13 protein-coding genes are annotated in these 18,329 nt (G+C 38.2%); 7 read left to right on the forward strand and 6 right to left on the reverse strand.

What is annotated here, in order from left to right; all coding sequences use genetic code 11:
- Positions 1-11: 11 nt before the first annotated feature.
- The 3 genes from fucP to FNN08_RS13425 form a co-directional block, all read right to left on the reverse strand.
- Complete coding sequence (gene fucP / locus FNN08_RS13415) at positions 12-1,301, reverse strand: L-fucose:H+ symporter permease (protein ID WP_143586627.1); 1,290 nt, start codon at positions 1,299-1,301, stop codon at positions 12-14.
- A gap of 202 nt (positions 1,302-1,503) precedes the next feature.
- On the reverse strand, positions 1,504-2,931 hold the full coding sequence (locus FNN08_RS13420; protein ID WP_143586629.1) for a sulfatase: 1,428 nt from the start codon (positions 2,929-2,931) through the stop codon (positions 1,504-1,506).
- A gap of 11 nt (positions 2,932-2,942) precedes the next feature.
- On the reverse strand, positions 2,943-5,261 hold the full coding sequence (locus FNN08_RS13425) for a glycoside hydrolase family 3 N-terminal domain-containing protein (RefSeq protein WP_143586631.1): 2,319 nt from the start codon (positions 5,259-5,261) through the stop codon (positions 2,943-2,945).
- 149 nt (positions 5,262-5,410) lie between these two features.
- On the opposite strand from FNN08_RS13425, the gene FNN08_RS13430 reads away from it, so the two are divergent.
- Both FNN08_RS13430 and FNN08_RS13435 read left to right on the forward strand, forming a co-directional pair.
- Positions 5,411-7,051 (forward strand): sulfatase, encoded by a 1,641-nt coding sequence (locus FNN08_RS13430; protein WP_260679353.1) that lies wholly within the window; start codon positions 5,411-5,413, stop codon positions 7,049-7,051.
- A 158-nt stretch (positions 7,052-7,209) separates the two neighbouring features.
- The gene (locus tag FNN08_RS13435) at positions 7,210-8,220 is read left to right on the forward strand and encodes a LacI family DNA-binding transcriptional regulator (RefSeq protein WP_143586633.1); all 1,011 of its coding nucleotides are present in this window, start codon (positions 7,210-7,212) and stop codon (positions 8,218-8,220) included.
- A 90-nt stretch (positions 8,221-8,310) separates the two neighbouring features.
- Here the strand turns inward: FNN08_RS13435 and FNN08_RS13440 are convergent, their stop codons facing one another.
- Both FNN08_RS13440 and FNN08_RS13445 read right to left on the reverse strand, forming a co-directional pair.
- A complete protein-coding gene (locus tag FNN08_RS13440; RefSeq protein WP_143586634.1) occupies positions 8,311-9,462 on the reverse strand; it encodes a DUF1501 domain-containing protein in 1,152 nt (383 codons plus the stop codon).
- A 12-nt stretch (positions 9,463-9,474) separates the two neighbouring features.
- A complete protein-coding gene (locus FNN08_RS13445) occupies positions 9,475-10,827 on the reverse strand; it encodes a DUF1800 family protein (protein ID WP_143586636.1) in 1,353 nt (450 codons plus the stop codon).
- Between the two features lie 201 nt (positions 10,828-11,028).
- On the opposite strand from FNN08_RS13445, the gene FNN08_RS13450 reads away from it, so the two are divergent.
- The 5 genes from FNN08_RS13450 (at position 11,029) to FNN08_RS13470 (ending at position 17,569) form a co-directional block, all read left to right on the forward strand.
- The gene (locus tag FNN08_RS13450) at positions 11,029-12,537 is read left to right on the forward strand and encodes a sulfatase (protein ID WP_143586638.1); all 1,509 of its coding nucleotides are present in this window, start codon (positions 11,029-11,031) and stop codon (positions 12,535-12,537) included.
- Entirely contained in the window at positions 12,537-14,315 is a 1,779-nt protein-coding gene (locus tag FNN08_RS13455; RefSeq protein WP_143586640.1) for an endo-1,4-beta-xylanase, read from the forward strand. The genes FNN08_RS13450 and FNN08_RS13455 overlap by 1 nt, the downstream gene beginning before the upstream one ends.
- Positions 14,316-14,550: 235 nt before the next feature.
- Positions 14,551-14,991 carry a DUF6491 family protein gene (locus FNN08_RS13460; RefSeq protein ID WP_143586642.1) on the forward strand — a complete coding sequence of 147 codons (441 nt, stop codon included), beginning with the start codon at positions 14,551-14,553 and terminating at the stop codon, positions 14,989-14,991.
- 150 nt (positions 14,992-15,141) lie between these two features.
- Complete coding sequence (locus tag FNN08_RS13465; protein WP_143586644.1) at positions 15,142-16,566, forward strand: sodium-dependent transporter; 1,425 nt, start codon at positions 15,142-15,144, stop codon at positions 16,564-16,566.
- Positions 16,567-16,660: 94 nt separating this feature from the next.
- Complete coding sequence (locus FNN08_RS13470) at positions 16,661-17,569, forward strand: class I SAM-dependent methyltransferase (RefSeq protein ID WP_143586645.1); 909 nt, start codon at positions 16,661-16,663, stop codon at positions 17,567-17,569.
- 69 nt (positions 17,570-17,638) lie between these two features.
- Here the strand turns inward: FNN08_RS13470 and FNN08_RS13475 are convergent, their stop codons facing one another.
- Positions 17,639-18,247, reverse strand: coding sequence for a LysE family translocator (locus FNN08_RS13475; RefSeq protein ID WP_143586647.1), 609 nt, complete (start codon positions 18,245-18,247; stop codon positions 17,639-17,641).
- Between the last annotated feature and the right edge of the window lie 82 nt (positions 18,248-18,329).

The raw sequence follows: 18,329 nt of genomic DNA on the forward strand, positions 1-18,329 counted from the left end.
TTTAATGATCGCTATTTACGAATTAAGGCGCCTTTATAGCCGTAGTAGCCGATAAACGCATAACATACAGCTGGCAGGATAAAGCCTAATTGAATACCTATAGTATCTGCTAATACACCCTGTAACAATGGTACGATTGCCCCACCAACAATAGCAAAACATAAAATACCTGAGCCTTGGCTGGTTGCTTTACCTAAATCAGCTACAGCTAAAGAGAAGATTGTTGGGAACATAATAGAGTTACATAAACCAACCGCAAGTATAGATACCATAGCAACGTAACCATCGCTATACATTGCAAGTACGATTAATACTACAGATGCAATTGAGTTGAAAGCAAGTATCTTGTGAGCGGCAATATAACGAGTTGCAAATATACCAATAAAGCGACCAACTAATGCTCCGCCCCAATAATAAGCTATATAGTGAGCAGCTTCAGACTCTTCCATTCCTAAGATATTCTCTTCACCCAAGAAGTTGATTAAGAAACTACCGATAGATACTTCAGCGCCAACATAAACGAAGATTGCTACAGCACCTAAAGTTAAGTGTGGGAATGTCCAAGCTGATTTAACGTCTGTACCAGTCGATTCAGAATCATCGATAGCTGAAATTGTTGGTAACTTTAACCAAGTAAATACTGCAGCTAAAGCAAATAGAGCAACGGCTAAACCAATGTATGGCATTTGCACTGACTGCGCTTCAGCAAGTTTATGTTGAGCTAATTGAGCTTCATTCATTAGGCTCAATTCTTCAACACCAACTGCAACGCCCGATAAAATAAGTAAGCCACCAAAGAATGGCGCTACTGTAGTACCAAGTGAATTAAAAGTTTGCGTCATAATTAAACGACTTGAAGCTGTTTTAGGCTCACCTAATGCTGTTACATAAGGGTTAGCCGATACTTGTAAACAAGTAATACCAGATGCTAATACAAACAAAGCCGCTAAGAACATAGGGTAAGATTGCATAGAAGCGGCAGGGTAAAACATTAAACAACCAATACCAGCAACAACGAGTCCCGATACTATACCCATTTTAAAACCAACTCGCTTTACTAAGCTCGCTGATGGCATAGACATAATTGCATAAGCACTAAAGAAACAAAATTGAATCAACATTGCTTGCGTATAGTTTAAATCAAATACACCTTTTAGATGTGGAATTAAAATGTCATTAAGACAGGTAATAAATCCCCATAGAAAAAATAATGAAGTTAAAATAACCAAACTTACGTTGGTATTTAAATTATCGTTGCCTGTCACCAGAGTTTGTGAACTGGTTGTAAAAGTAGTCGCCATATTTATCCCGATATTTTTATAATAGTAATTTTCATATTCTGCTTAGCTAAAATTCATTTGCAAGTTAGCTAAGCAGCGGTTAAATCATTAATTAATGCAAGCATACACCATGTGACATCGTTATCAACACTTTTTTAACATGGTACAATGAGTATAAAAAAAGCTAGGTAAGTTCATACCTAGCTTTATTGAGCTTGTAGCTTTATAAGCGTTTTAAACCTGATGAGTTTTCACGCAGGAGTTGCGCTAATTTAGCAGCAACTTCTTTATATTTAGCGTCATTTATTACATTTACAGTTTCGCCAGGATCTTTAGTCATGTCGTATAAATCACGGTAAACTACTTTTTTATGCTTACTTAACCATTCAGTATAGCGGTAGTTTTCAGTGCGAAGTGAATAACCAAATGCACCTCGGCGCTTATATTGGCTAATAGCCACTGGTTGCTTATCTTCTGGTAACTCTTTGATTGCAGGCACTAGTGAGTCACCTTGTAAATTTGACGGCGCTTTTAATCCAACCAACTCGGTCAGCGTAGGATAAATATCCATTAATCCTACAGGCTTTTTATAAATTACTGGTTTTTGCCCTGGTACTTTAATGATCAAAGGTACATGGTTAGCCTTTTCCATAGTGGTATGTTTCCCCCACATACCGTGATCGCCAAGGTGGAAACCATGATCGCCCCAAAACACAATGATAGTATTATCGGCTTGCCCCGTTTTTTCTAACTCGGCAACCAAGTCACCAACTAAGCTATCAACAAAACTAACCGCGGCATAATAACCATGGATCAACTCACGTTGATGCTCTTCTGAAAAAGCACCTTTAGGGTACGGCTTAACTTTTTCACCAGCTTTAGGAGTTGGCTTATATGTTCGCATTTCACCGTTGTTATTTAAAATAAACTCAGGCTTACTATTTTTAGGCGCATCTTGGAAAGGCGCTAAAGTAAATTCTGCGGGGTTGTATAAATCAAAAAACTTCTTCGGCGCGGTAAATGGTAAGTGTGGACGTTTGTAGCCAATAGCTAAAAAGAAAGGCTTATCTTTGTTTGCCATTTGCTTAAGTAGCTTAATGCCTCGAGCATTAATATTACCATCAACAAACTTAACACTTGGTGCATCAATTGATTCTACCGCTAGCTTTTGCTTGCCCTTCATCGATGCTTTTGGCACTTCATAAGCGATTGACCACGAAGCAGGATCATCTTTCTCCCTACTTTCGACATTACGAGGATCAAAAATTTTACCTACAGCAGCTGTTTCATAACCATTTTGTTTAAACAACTGTGGCAAAGTTACCACATCAGGATTAACCTCACGGATATGATCTTTTAAATTCATAATACCGTTCGTTTCCGGTCGCAAACCTGTCATTAAGCTCATTCTTGACGGACCACAAACAGGCCATTGTGAGTATGCATTAGCAAACATAGTACCTTGATTAGCAATAGCATCTATATTGGGCGTAATTACTTGCTTGTCACCATAGGCGCCGGCAAGGGGCTTTAAGTCATCAACAGCAATAAATAAAATATTTGGCTGTTTTACTGGCTCTGCAGCATTCAATGCTAATGGTAAACACGTAAGTGTTATAGACAGAGCTGAGATTAATTTTGTAAATTTCATAAATGTTCCTGTTACTTCACATTAAGCTGGATTGTTTTTAAATCGCTATCGCGTGAAGAAGAGCCAACCATTAAGGTAAAGTCACCAGACTCAACCCCCCATTGCATGGCTAAGTTATAATAAGCTAGTAAATCAGGCGTAACTGTAAAACTAACTTTCTTGCTTTCGTTTGCACCTAAACTAACACGTTTAAAGCCTTTCAACTCTTTTACCGGACGCGTAACTTGGCTGTAGTTGTCATTAATATACAACTGCACAACCTCATCACCAGCGACATCACTAGTGTTGGTTACTTTAACCGTAACGGTTGCACTACCGTCTTTATTTATCGAGTTTTTATCAAGTGATAATTCAGAGTAAGTAAATGTGCTGTAACTTAAACCAAAACCAAACTCGTATAAATTCTTTGTCGGGGAATCAACATAACGTTTAAAGTAAGTTGATGGTTTATGGTTATAAATTGATTGGATATGGCCCACGCTATAAGGTACAGAAATTGGCATTTTGGCACTTGGATTTACTTTACCATATAAAATTTCAGCTACCGCTTGGCCACCAAAACTTCCTGGCTCCCAAGCTTCAACGATGGCATCAACGTTTTCACTCAACCATGGCTCTGATATAGGTCGACCATTAATTAATACCACAATTACAGGTTTGCCTGCAGCGTGAACAGCTTTTATTAATTCAAGCTGTCTACCGTATAAATCTAATTCAGCACGAGCTACGTTTTCACCGGATGTTTTACCTTCATTGTCAAATCTAAGCGGGTTTTCACCAACAACAACTATGCTCACATCTGCCGATTTAGCTCGTTTTGCAGCTTCAGTAATTTGCTCATCGCTAAGTACTTTAACTTGCTTGCCCACATCTAAGTAATCAAGCTTAATTTTATTACCACTTACTTGCTGCAAGCCTTCCAATATTGTTGTTACGTTATCTTCAGGTTGCTCTAATGACCAATCACCTAATGTGGTATGTGCATCTGCATTAGGGCCTGTAACAAAGATGTTTTTAACATTTTTAAGCGGTAAAACATTATTGTCATTTTTCAATAAAACAATTGATTCGCGCGCCATAGCTAATGCAGTTTGCTGGTGCTCGCTATTAAAATTAACTTTATCGCGCAGTGTTTCATCAACGTATGGATTATCAAATAACCCTAAACGAAATTTAGCTAACAGGATCGGCTTAACGGATGCATCTATGCGCGCTTCAGTTAAACGCCCTTCTTCTACTAACTCAATAATAGGACCTGCAAATTGTGGACCGTGCATATTCATATCCATACCAGAATCAACGGTGAGGTGAACAGCATCTTTATGAGTAGGTACTACTTTATGCAGTGTTTTTAAACGATCAACATCAAGCCAATCACTCACCACAAAACCAGGGAAGTCCCACTCGCCACGCAACACATCAGTTAGTAAGAACTTACTACCATGAGAAGGCACGCCATTAACTTCGTTATGTGCGGCCATTACAGTAAATACGCCAGCGTCTAGAACTTCTTTAAATGGAGGAAAATAGTCTTGTCTTAAGGTACGCTCTGATACATCAAGAGGGGCAATATTTAAACCGTTGATAGAATCACCACCACCAACAAAATGCTTTGCATTAGCAATTACTTTGTCATAGCCGGTAAAGTCAGTTTGTTGTAATCCCTCAACAGTTGCTACGCCCATCTTAGCGACTAAGAAAGGGTCTTCGCCAAATGTTTCACCTACACGTCCCCAACGCGGGTCGCGAACAACATCGACATTAGGCGTAAATGTCCAATGAGAGCCGTTAGCACGCATCTCTTTTGCTGTTTCAACTGAAGACTTCTTAACTAAATCTAAATTAAAAGAGCTCGCCGCACTAATTGGCGAAGGGTACACGGTAGCACCTCTGACTAAAGCATTACCATGAATAGCATCTATACCAATAATAAGTGGAATGCCAAGACGTGACTTCATTGCATGTTTTTGCAACTCATTCGCTTCTTCTATATTAACAACATGTAAAAAAGAGCCTATTTCACTCTTTTCTACCATAGCTAATAAATCAGCAGGACGAAGCCCAGGATAAAAACCATGAGCATCAGAGCTGTTTAATTGCTCTGCAGTTAATTTAGACTCTGACTCTTTAATATGTTCAAGGCCAACAAATTGACTCATTTGTCCTGCCTTTTCTCGCAAAGTCATGCGAGAAATCAAATCATCAACACGCTCCTCGGCTGAAAGATTTTTATCTTGGTATGGCAACAAATCAGCCGCTACCACTGGCATACAGAGCATACTTAAAGAGGCTAATGCGGCGGTTAAAGGCAAAGCATTTTTATATTTCATAATATATTTTCTTATAATAATAGTTGGCTAATTAAATACTGTCTTGACAACGGTGTCAAGACAGTATTTAATGTTTCCATATTCTAATAACATACCTCTATTGTTACTACTAAATAATTTAGAGGATATATCTCAATCAGGAGTTAACGTTGAAATCAACTAAGGCCAATGCCATACAAACTTCAAGGAAGATGTTAATTTTAGGCGTAAGCTCATTGCTTGCTCTATTTAGCCAATCTTCACTTGTGCAAGCCGCAGAGAAACCAGAAAACGGCAAACGTAATATCATTTATGTATTAACTGATGATCAACGTTTTGATGAATTAGGTGTTATGAACCCTATTTTAAATACTCCTAATATGGACAAACTGGCAAATGAAGGTGTGCATTTTAAAAATGCTTTCGTAACTACTGCTCTTTGTTCACCGAGTCGTGCTTCTATATTAACGGGCCAGTACATGCACAACCATGGCGTAGTTGATAACAACAAGCCTGCTCGAGAAGGTACTATTTTCTTCCCTGAATATTTACAAGATGCCGGTTATCAAACTGCATTTATTGGTAAATGGCACATGGGTGAAGCTGCCGGACATGGCGTAAGTGATATGCCGCAAAATGGTTTTGATTACTGGTTAAGTTTCCCAGGCCAAGGTATTTACTACCCAAAAACAATGCCTAATGGTAAGCCTTACACATTCAATATCAACGGTAAACGTGTACCACAAACTGGCTATATTACTGATGAATTAACTGATTACTCTATTGATTGGTTAACTAGTCGTGATGAAAGCAAGCCATTTATGTTATACCTTTCTCATAAAGCCGTTCATTCAGACTTTTCTCCTGCAAAACGTCATGAAAAATTATACGAAGATATAAAACTACCTGTACCAGCAAGCCAAGCCGATACACCTGAAAACCGTAAAGGCAAGCCAATGTGGGTGCAAAACCAACGTAACTCATGGCACGGTGTAGACTTCCCTTATCATAGTGCTCTTGATGTACAGTCTTACAAAAAGCAATATCACCGTGCTATTTCGGCAGTTGATGATAGCTTAGGACGTATCTTAGCTTGGTTAGATGAAAATGACTTAACCGATAGCACTACTGTTATATTAATGGGTGATAATGGCTTTATGTTTGGTGAGCACGGCCTTATCGATAAGCGTAACGCTTATGAAGAATCGATGCGAGTACCATTATTAGCTTACGCTCCAGGCTACTTAGAAGGTGGTAAAATTGTTACTGAAATGGTTGCTAACATTGATATCGCACCAACATTGCTTGAAATGGCAGGTGTTGAAAGCCCTGAACATTTTGACGGTGAGAGCTTCTTAGACCTTGCTAAGGGTAAAGAAAATGGTAAATGGCGTAATGAGTTCCTATACGAGTATTACTGGGAATTTAACTACCCTTCTACACCAACAACGTTTGCATTGCGCTCTGATAATTTCAAAATTATCCAATACCATGGCGTTTGGGATACTGAAGAGTTATACGATCTTAAAAACGATCCAAGAGAAATGAATAACTTAATCAACGATCCTAAGTATTTACCAATTGTTGTTGAAATGCGTGCCAAATTATTTAAGTTACTAGCAAACAATAAAGGTGAGCATACCGTACCATTTACTGAGAAATTTAGCTCTGGTGCAGTATACCGTGAACAAAACCGTTCAAAAGCGGCTGAATTCCCTGAGCACTGGCTTAAAGAAGACGGCGAAGATGGTTTACGTAATTTTATGAAACACGATAAAAAGCGTTTACCTAAAAAGCAGCAAACTAAATAAAAAGTTAAGATTTTATAGCAATTAGTTAGGCTCACATCTTTATGTGAGCCTTTTTTATAATCCCATTATTGCTAATTGCAACATTATACGGTTTAATGCAAATAATTAACCAAATAACATCGCGTTAACAATTTTTCTTCAAGTAGTAAGGATTTCCTTTGCGAGCAACGATAAAAGATGTAGCTAAATTAGCTGGAGTATCAGTTAAAACAGTATCAAGGGTTATTAATAACGAACCTAATGTACGTCCTGCTATGCAAGAGTTAGTTAAAAAAGCCGTTGATGAGTTAGGTTTTAAAAAGAATCCTTTAGCTAGTGCATTGCGCGGGCAACGTAGTTTTATTATTACATTACTGTATTCTAATCCTAATCCAGGCTATGTATTAGAGCTGCAAAATGGCGCCATAGAACAAGCTAATGCGCAAGGTTATAACTTACAAATTCAGCCATGCGATCACAACCAACCTAACTTGATTGAAAATATTGAAACTATGATCAATCACGCTAGGCAGGATGGTATGTTACTTACTCATCCGCTATGTGATAACCAAGAATTAATTAAATTACTTGAAGACAACAAAATCCCTTTTGCTAGGATTTCTCCTTTCAATCGTGAACATGATTCTCCATTTGTTTGTTCTGATGATGAACAAGCGGCATTTGATATTACCAACTTTTTGATTTCTTTAGGGCACACTGACATTGCCATAATTAAAGGTCATCAAGATTTTGGCGCTACACCAAAAAGGTTTGAAGGCTATCAAAGAGCGCTAAAAGAAATGGGCATGCAAGTGTCAGATGACTTGGTAAAACAAGGTGAGTTTACTTTTGAATCTGGTGAAGTTTGTGCTCGTCAGCTATTAACACAAGAGCATAAGCCAACAGCAATTTTTGCTTGTAATGATTATATGGCCGCGGCGGTATTAAAAGTTGCTGCGCAAATGAAGATTAATGTGCCATCTGATTTATCCGTTGTTGGTTATGACGATGCCCCTGTGTCACAACAAATTTGGCCGTCAATTACCACAGTAAAACAACCTATAGCTGAAATAGCCAAACACGCGGTACAAAAATTAATATTGCACATGCAAAAGCAAGATTATAGCGATGTTCAAACCCAGTTCCCGTGTAAGCTTGTTTTAAGAAACTCTACAAGTTTAAAAGCATAATCATATAAAAAACCTTGATGACATAAGTGAAATCAAGGCTTTTTACATTTACTCTCTAAAAAACTGTTATGTGCTAGAGCCTACTTGCTATTAGGCGGTCAGTTTAACCTTATAGGCCTTAGCATCAGGAAATACTTTACTAATATCTGCATTAGATAATTGCCAGTGTTGCTGTAAAACCGTCGCTATCCAAGAAAAGGTGCTAGTTGTTGGCATAAGATCTCTACCAGCAAAAAGCTGCTCAGCTTTTAATCCGGGCCAGTTGCCCAGAACTTTACCGCCATTAACGGCGCCGCCAAGCATAAACATTGCACCACCAGTACCATGATCAGTACCGCCAGTGCCATTTTCTTTAACGGTACGTCCAAACTCGGTTGCAACCATCACTACCGTATTTTGCCAGTGCTCACCCAATTCTTGTTGCAGAGCAGCAATACCGCTATCTAAATCGGATAACTGCTTAGCAAGACGAAATGCCTGATTGTTATGAGTATCCCAGCCACCAAATTCAAGCATTGCGCAATCGGTGCCATTATCACTGGCTAAGAGCTTGCCACACGAGCGAGCTAAATCTATAAACTTAGCTCGTTTTTTACTAGTGTTTTCGCCAGCCATTTGCTGGGTATTTAAGCCTTCGTTTAAGCGAGATAATAAAAGTTCATCATCTTGGTATAAATTCATTAACGAATCATAGATACTCTCATCTGCATCTTTAAGATTGGTTGGGTACCATGAACTTACCTTATTGGTGTCGCGTAAGCTAATGGGCACCGAATTAGCGACAGCTAGCGCTTTACTATTAGGTTGCAGCTCTAATTGATTCATCGCACGGCCTAACCAACCAGTATCATGGTTCATCGTACTAAGACCACTTTCAAGGTAGTCTTGACCATCAAAGTGCGAGCGCTTTGGGTAACCTGAGCCAACGGCAACAACTGGCGACATTTGCTTATTTTTATATAAGCTATGTAAATGTTTTAATGACGGATGCAGGGCAAAATTAGCATCTAATGGTAATAACTCATCTTTAAATGCTTTCGATAGCTTAGGCCTTAATGCTACATAATCAGGGTCAGTAACAGGTACAACTGTGTGCAATGAGTCCATCGCCCCCCTTAGCACTAACCAAACAATTTTAGCTGGTTTTTTAGAGCTTTTATTTATTGCGGCTAATACCGGAGATTGCATAGCTACTAACGATGCAGATGCGCCGAGCATTTTTACAAATTGACGTCTTTTCATCTTATTTCTCCGTTATCTTCTTAAAAACTCTGGGCTAAGTAATAAAAGGGCTAAAGCTTGGGTTCTACTTTCGGCTCTTACAACACTTTTATAAGTATGTTCACTTGGTTTTAAATTTAATGTTTGCTGCATCACTTTTTCAGCATTGGCTTTAGACTTTCTAGCAAGCAACGACACCCAGTCAATTTTAGACATTAATGCGTTTGCGCCATCCCAATCTTGCTGTTCGTCGCTATAGCCTGCAGGAGATCCTGCTTGCATTGGTTGTTGTCCAAAAGTGTTTAATGTAAAGAATAGCTCTTTCGGCTTTATGTTTTTTTTACCAACTGCGCGTAACGATGACATCACAAATTCTCTTGGCGTTTTAAACTTTTGCTTTTGTGCTTGCCAAGCTAAATCAGAATCAATCATTGCATTCATCACAGCTTTAATATTGCCGCCTGATTTTTGCCATGTAGCAACTAAAATATTAACTAAATCTGGGCTAGGCTTATCACTAATGAAATGTTTCACTAATTTACTGCAAACGTAATTAGCTGTTTTAGGATGGTTAGCTAAATCTTTAAGCATGGCTTCACCTTGCGCCATACCCTCTTGCTTATAAGCCTTGCCTAAGAGCACTCTGTCACCCGGCTCTTTTCCCCAAGAGCGATACATAAACCCAACAGTATCTTCTTTACGTGGGTTAGCGATACTCCAACCCGTAATGCCCTTAGCGAGTTCAATAACATCTTGTTGTTGATAACCGCCATCAACACCTAATGTATGCAACTCAAGAATTTCACGTGCGAGGTTTTCATTTAAGCCCCTGCCTTTTTTACCAATACGAGAATTAGGACCAAAAGAGCGCTCGTTATTTAAATACACTATCATTGCCGGGTGTTTAGTAACGGCGAGTAACATATCTTCAAAATTACCTAGTAAATTAGGTGCAATTGCTTCTCGTTCTAAAGTAGATGCAATAGCTGTCATCTGAGGGCCAGATGCCGAGACACTAAAGTGATTAGAGAAAAAATCTAATAAACGCCAGCTCACACTATTATTGGAATTTAAACCGGCAACGAAAGTATCTGTTGATAACCCACGATAAGAGTTTTGTAAAAACTTACCTCGCTCTTTATTGGTTTTGTCAAATTCAGCTTCTGCATTTTTCGATTTTTTAGCTTGCCTACGAGCTTCACCGTATTTAGCTAATTCAGTTAAAATATAATCAGAGGTATATAAGCTATTAGACAACTTAATAGGCTGTAGTTGTTGTTTCAACCAAGCTTTAGGATTTGCATTTGCTTGTGCAAGTTCATCTCCTTTCGCACCTAAACCGAATCGGTTAACTGCTATTGCAGCTTGTGGAGTCGTGGCATTCATTTTAGCACCTAATAAATATAAAATTTTATCCTGATACAGTTAACATTATCAGTAATTTTACAACTCGCTAACCATTTTACAAAACTTTACACTCGAGATTATCATCGTCATGTAAATGTTTAGTAAAGCAATAAAGTTACAGTTGATAACGATATCATTACTTGTTAGTTTACCTGCAAATTATATATTCAGGTTAACTCTATGAAATTTTCTAAAATAAAATTAGTGCTTTCTGGCTTAATTCTTAGCTTAGGCAGTTACCAAGTAAATGCAGAAGCTGCTAGCAAAGCAGCAGATACCATTAAACCAAATATCGTATTAATTATTGCCGATGACTTAGGTCGCCAAGATCTAGAAACTTACGGTAGTGATTTTCATGAAACTCCTAACCTTAACCAATTAGCAAGCGAAGGTATGAAGTTTAACAATACTTACGTTTCTCACCCTCGTTGCGTACCTTCTCGCATTGGTTTTATGAGTGGTCAGTCACCTACTCGCACAGGTAGTAGCCTGAAAAATCATAAGTTGAATGCCCTCCCTCTAGCAAAAGTTACGTTTGCAGAGCATTTACAACAAGCGGGTTATTCAACGGGCTTTATTGGTAAGTGGCATTTAGGAAAAAAGAAAGATGGTTGGCCACAAGCACAAGGCTTTGATGAAAGTATTTTAGCGGCATCAGCTGGAGCACCTGACAGTTACTTTTACCCTTGGGGTGCTAAGACTAAAAAAGGTAAAGAGACCTTTGGTAGTGCAAAAGGCAAAAAAGGCGAATTTTTAACAGACCGTATGAGCGCGGAAGCATTAAGCTTTATTGAACGTCATAAAGAAGAGCCGTTCTTATTAGTACTTTCTCACTATGCTGTACACACTCCTATTGAATCTTTAGGCAAAGATACAGATTACTTTACCAACAAGTTAGAGAAAATGGGCCGTAAACCAGTTAAAGGTGGTAAGCAGTACGATATCAAGCCAGATGGCACTGGGATTTCAGAGCAAAAGACTCTGCAAAACCACCCTACTTATGCAGCTATGGTTAAGTCAGTAGATGACAGTGTAGGTAAACTAAATGCCAAATTAAAAGCATTAGGTTTAGATAAAAACACGGTAGTTATTTTTACTTCCGATCACGGCGGTTTATCTTCTCGTGGTCCAAAGCCTCGTGAAGTTGCAACGTCGAACTTGCCATATAAACACGGTAAAGGTTGGTTATACGATGGCGGTATCCGCGTACCTCATATAATAAAATGGCCAGGTGTTATTGCAGAAAATAGCGTATCAGATGTACAAGTAACCGGAACGGATCATTACCCTACTATGCTTGAAGCTGCAGGTTTACCACTGAGCCCGAAAGACCATTTAGATGGCGTAAGCTACATCAAAGCAGCCAAAGGTGAAAACTACACTCGTGCGCCTATGTTCTGGCACTCTCCAATATCTCGTCCTAACTCAACTGGAGATCGTATTAGTTCAGCTGTAATTGACGGTGACTGGAAATTAATTAACTGGTATAACGATGGCTTTGTTGAATTATTTAACTTAAAAGATGATTTAGGCGAAAACAATAATATTGCTAAGCAACATCCTGAAAAAGTAAAAGATTTACAGGCAAAACTTGATGCTTGGTTATTAGATGCAAATGCACAATACCGTAAACCAGGTAAAAAAATGAAATGGGACTTACCTAAACCAATAAAAGTGAGCGCGAAGTAATGCTAAAGTTTATAACCTCAAAAAGTACAATTTTATTATCCTGCTTAACTTTAATATTAGCTCCTGCAGTTAATGCTAAAGATAAAGTACCAGCGGGTGGAAAAGTAGTTCAGTACAAGCCTGCTTTAACCAAATTGGTTCGTAACAATGAGTTTGCAACCATTAAAAAAGTAGATATTAACGATAAACAATACCCAAGCGTGTTAGATATTAACGTGTTGAAGAAGTCACCAAAAATTTGGGGCATTCAGGTACCCTTTGCTTTTGATAATGCCGGTATTACTACAAATGACGTAGTTATGTTTAAAATAGTAGCTCGTTCAGTAAAGTCAGAAATTGCTGACGGTAGTGTTGGTCAAATGGATCTGTTCTTTAGGTTCAACCAAAAAGGCAAACCACTAGTCAACAAACGCTTAATGCTTACTAAGCAGTGGCAAACACTTTATGTGCCAATAAAAATCAAGCAAGAAAAAACGACTGAAAATATGCGCTTAGCATTTCTTTTAGGGGGCTTAGACAAACAACAGGTACAGATAGCTGAACTAGAACTAGTTAATTATCAGCAACAACAAACCGTTGCTAACTTACCTATGACTAAAATGAAGTATTTTGGTCACGAAGCAGATGCGCCATGGCGTAGTGAAGCAAATGCTCGTATAGAAGAAATTCGTAAAGCGGATTATGCCATCAAGCTAGTTGATGCAAATAACAATGCAATTAGCAATGCAAAACTAAACATTGAACTTGACCGTCACGACTACAGCTTTGGTTGTGGCTTAAAAGCGTTAGAGTTATTTGACGACAAGAAAAAGCGCTTCACTAAAGAGCAAAAGCAGCAGCAACTCGATAACATCGAAGAAATGTGTAACTTAGTGGTATTTAACAACGCATTAAAATGGCGCTACTACAAGCCTGAAGTTGTTGCAAGAGCGATGCAATGGACAGCAGAGCGTGATTTAAAAGTTCGTGGCCACGCATTAGTTTGGGGCCGTTTCCGCAGTGCTCATAAAGACATTGAAAAAAAGCAAGATTACTTCAAGCAACATCCTGAAGAGTTTCAGCAAGAGCTTTTAAAACACGTTAAAGAGTTTGCCGCACTTTACCCTGATCAAATCAGCGATTGGGATGTAATTAACGAGCCATCTCCAGAACATCACTTTGTTGATATTGTAGGTAAAGAAGCAAGTATCGAATGGTTAGAAGCCGCTAAAGAAGCGAATCCAAATGCACAGCGTTGTGCGAATGATTACGGTATTGTTTCTCGTTATGATGCATGGCATCAAGATGCATATTATGACTGGATGAAATTCTATACCGACAATAACGCTATCGATAAAGTTTGTGTACAAGGTCATTATCAAGGCCCTATGCCTATTACTGAAATTTATGAAAGACTAAATCGTTTTGCTGAGTTTGGTTTACCTATCAGTATGACCGAGTTCGATTTCTTTGAAATTGATGAAGAATTAAAAGCCCAGTTCACCAATGACTTAATCACGGTATTTTTCTCACATCCAAGTACCGATGCTTTTATGCACTGGAACTTAACGGATTTATATAATGAACAAGGCCAATTAAATTTAAGTGGTCAGGTTTACGATAAGCTAATCCATAAAACTTGGCATACTAAGTTAGAAAGCAAAGCGAATAAATCAGGCGAAGTTAATTTCAGAGGCTTTAAAGGCCGTTACAAAGTAGTAGTAACTTTAGCCAATGGTAAGCAAAGTGAGCATTTAATTGATTTTGCTAAGCAAGCCACGCAACAAATCAAACTGTAAGCAGATATAAACTTACAGTTTAAAGCCCTAATTCATGAGCGTGAATTAGGGCTTTTTATTTTGTAATAAAAAATACAATTGTTTGTATTGTATATACTTTTTATTACATTAAAGTCTAATTTTTCAGCTATAGTTATACCAATCCCATTAATTTTTTGCTCAATTAATCGCATAATTAATGGCAATAGTATTAAAGACAAAAGTCACTAACATTAATAAATTGAAGGTAGTCGTTATGTTGAAATTATTAAGTTTATTTTCCTTATTACTTTTATCGGCATGTGCAACAAATACAGCTGACCAAGCACCACAAAAGCCCGACCCTCGCCAAGGAGAAGAGGTTACGCAAATATGTTTTAACCGTACTATGGATAGCTGGAGTCCTATTGAAGGCGAAAATAAAGCGTTAGTTGTTTTTGACCGTAGGAAAGAGCAATACAAATTAGACCTTATCGGCACCTGCGATCCAGATTTTGCCATGCTACGCATAGCCACCATTTCAAGAGGTGCGTCTAATTGTTTATCTAAAGGTGATAAAGTGATCACCGATGCAGATATGGACAGACACGATAACTGCACCATTATGGGTATATATAAATGGCATCCAGAAAAAGCTGAAAAGCCTGCTGAAGATAAAAGTACCGAAAAAGACGAAAGCGCTGACAGCAATAAATAGCCGATAAATATAACTATTCGTTGTTACATACAAGACATAGATCAAAATCCTTGCTAGCATCGAGGTAATATATTTTCAGTTACTGAAAATAACAAAACATTTTTATAGATCAATTAAAATAACAACAACGATTTTTATCAGGATTTTTTTATGAGTGCACCACGTGAGCATTTTAGTTCAAAATTAGGATTTATCTTAGCTGCGGCAGGCTCTGCCGTAGGTATTGGTAATATTGTAGGCTTTCCAGTTAACGCAGCAAAAAATGGCGGTGGCGCATTTTTATTAATGTACGCTATTTTTGTATTTGCTATTTGTTTACCGGTAATGATGGCTGAAATGGCGATTGGCCGTAAAACAGCAAAAAACCCAGTAGGTGCTTATGGCGCGTTAGCTGGAGAAAACTCAAGATGGCGCCTTGCTGGTTTAGTCAGCATTCTTACGCCGTTTATGATAGCTGTATTTTATACTGTGTTAACTATCTGGATATTAATTTATTTAGTAATGACCCTAACCGGTAATTTAGATTACTTAGCTAGCACAGAAGGCTTCTCAAGCATTATTAACGACCCTCTTTACCTATTTGGCGCTATGGCAGGTGTTGGCGGCTTAGTTGCTTTCATTTTAAAAGCTGGGGTTAAAGATGGTATCGAACGCGCAGCTAAAGTAATGATGCCTGGCTTATTCGTTATGCTAATTTTATTAGTGATTTTTGTGTTAACTTTAGATAACGCTATGGCGGGCCTTAAGTTTTACATTATTCCTGATATCGACAAAATAACGCCTTCAGTTATTAGTGGCGCGCTTGCACAAGCCTTTTTCTCTTTATCTCTAGGTATGGGTATTTTAATTACTTATGGCTCGTACATTAGCAGAGAAACTAATATTCCTAACTCGGCAAAATTAGTAGCCATTACCGATACCGCTGTGGCATTTATTGCCGGTTTAATGATTTTACCTGCGATTTTCTCTTTCAACCCAGAAGTTAATCCTGATGATTTAAGCTCTAGCTCGGTGTCGATGATTTTTGTTTTCTTACCAAAAATATTCTTAGCCCTACAGCTAACTGTTGGCTACTTCTTAGCAAGTGCTATCGCAGCTGTTTTCTTCTTGTTAGTATTTTTTGCGGCGATCACTTCGCTCGTTTCAATTATGGAAGTACCGGTTGCTTACTTAATTGATGAGAAAAAACAAACTCGTAAAAAAGCACTAAGCAATATGTTTATTTGGGGTGGTATTTTAGCGGCATTATCAACTCTATCATTTGGTTTAGTTTCATTCTTAACAGAGCTAACAACTTATGGCGGCGCAACTAAGTCATTATTCGATGTAATTTACGACATGTTTTACGACACGATTTTACCTCTTAATGGTTTATTAATTTGTTTATTCGTAAGCTACCGCTGGAAAAAACATAACTTAAATGCCGAATTAAGCGAAGGTAACCCAGGCTTTGCTAATACCCTAATGGCGAAGTATGTGGATATTTCTTTAGGCACATTTATCCCTGTAGTATTAGTGGTTATTCTAGTGAACACTGTCGCTAAGATATATTTTGGCTACTCGATGTTTGGATAAGCTAGAAACTAGAAACTTTAAAGCCTAGGGTGAATAACTCTAGGCTTTTCTATGTTAAAATCAGCTAAATTTCATTTAAATCTCAGCTAACTTCATGATCGAACACATTCCTTTTGAGCAATACTCACAAGATGACCTACTAGAGAGCAGACGCTTATTTCATGGTCGAGGCCACGCTTACCCTGGATTAGAGCATGTTTGCGTTGATTGGATGCCTCCGGTTGCGTTAATCACCTTATACAAGGAAGAAGATGCTACTTGGTTAGCAACACAAGCTGAGTTACTAATGCAAAACCTGCCAGAATGTAAAAGTGTGCAGGTACAATTTAGGTGTCGTGACAAAGCGCCAACAGAGTTACTTCGCGGTGATGATGTAAGTAACCTAATAGCTATCGAGCATGGTTTAAAATATCACGTCCAACTTGGGCAAGCGCAGAACTACGGTATTTTTCTTGATATGCGCAATGGCAGACAGTGGGTTAAAGAGCATAGTGATAATAAAAATGTATTGAATCTATTTGCCTACACCTGCCCTTTTTCTATTGCAGCAATAGCAGGTAACGCTAAGCAAGTAGTTAATGTTGATATCAGCAAAGCCCCTCTTGCGAAAGGCAGAGACAATCACCGACTAAATAAGCACGAATTAAACAAGGTGAAATTTGAAGGGGTCGATATTTTTAAATCTTATGGTCGCTTAAAAAAGCACGGCCCGTATGATTTACTTATTAGCGATCCTCCGTCTTTTCAAAAAGGCAGTGTAGATATTAAGCGTGATTACCCCAAAATTATCAGGCGCTTACCACAACTTATGAACGATCAAGGCTTGTTAATGCTTTGCCTTAATTCGCCTGACTTATCTGAAGATTTTATTCATCAAATGATTGAGACACAATGCCCAAGTTGTGAATACATAGAAAGTATTACGCCGCCCGAAGTGTATAAAGAAGCCATGCCGGGCAAAGGCTTAAAGGTATTAATCTTTAAATATCATCAAACAGATTAAATAAAAACAGCTCAAACAAAAAAGGAAAAGCAGAGGCTTTTCCTTTTTTATTAGCTTGCCGGTATTAACTTAGTTAATAACAACGCGTACCGCTAACAATAGCAGTACAACACCGGTAACTTTATCGACAATATGGCTGTTTGATTTAAGCTTATTTAAAATAGGTCCACGCGAAAGACCAAACACAACCAGACAGTACCAAATAGTATCTATACCACCAACGGTAATAATCATAATAAGTTGTTGCTGCAAACTGGCATTAACGTCAACAAACTGACTAAATAACGCTAAGAAAAATATGGCTAACTTAGGGTTTAAAAAAGCAATTAAGAAGCCATCGCGCCAACCATTCACTTTGACTTTATTTACCTTCTCTGACAAATCAATTTTAGAGCCTGAGCTTTGCAGCGCATTTACAGCTAAGTAAACTAAAAATGCAGCGCCAGCATATTGCACAACTTGAAATATTACAGGGGATTGTACAATCACTAAGCCAATACCGGTAACTGCAATTGCCGCATATAAAGCAACGCCAAAACCATGACTAATAGCAGTAGCAAAACCCTGCCCTAGCCCGGCTGAAATTGTATTACGTACTACTAAAGCTAAACTAGGACCCGGTGATAAGGCACCTAACATGCAGATCACTACTAGCGATAACCATAACTCTAAATTCATTGTGTTATTACTCTTTTTTATTTTTCACAATTTAATCATTACCAGCGCATTCATACAAGCTAAAACGCCTTGCAGCTTTAAC

Origin of the sequence: Thalassomonas sp. M1454 (assembly GCF_007097525.1) — a bacterium.
Taxonomy (GTDB): Bacteria; Pseudomonadota; Gammaproteobacteria; order Enterobacterales; family Alteromonadaceae; genus Thalassotalea_A.